Origin of the sequence: Cryobacterium sp. 10I1 (assembly GCF_035019805.1) — a bacterium.
GTDB classification, from domain to species: Bacteria; Actinomycetota; Actinomycetes; order Actinomycetales; family Microbacteriaceae; genus Cryobacterium; species Cryobacterium glucosi.
The window spans coordinates 1-356 of sequence record NZ_JASJVF010000593.1; the positions used below are offsets into that span (position 1 = coordinate 1).

A 356-nucleotide genomic window follows, 5' to 3' on the forward strand; every position below is an offset into this window, starting at 1 on the left:
GCTCTCCGGGTCCGCCCTCGCCGACGCTTACGCCGCGTTCGACGTCTTCGTGCACGCCGGGACCGAAGAGACCTTCGGCCAGACGATCCAGGAGGCGCACGCGGCTGGGCTCCCCGTCGTCGCCCCGCACGCCGGCGGCCCGATCGACCTCGTCGCGCACGGCGACAACGGATTCCTCTTCACTCCAGACGACGAACGCGATCTGCGGCGCTGTGTCACGCGGCTCGTGGATGACGCGCCGCTCCGGCTGCGGATGGGCGAATCCGGCAGGAGGGCGGTGCTCGGCCGCTCGTGGGAGAACGTCTGTGAAACCCTTGTCGGTTACTACGACAAAGTCATCGACGAACGTGCCGCCA

General features: G+C 68.8%; 1 protein-coding gene. It reads left to right on the top strand.

Going from position 1 to position 356, the window contains the following annotated elements:
• Window positions 1–356: glycosyltransferase (locus QN345_RS19915; RefSeq protein ID WP_323509226.1), on the top strand; the 356-nt coding region annotated here is incomplete at both ends.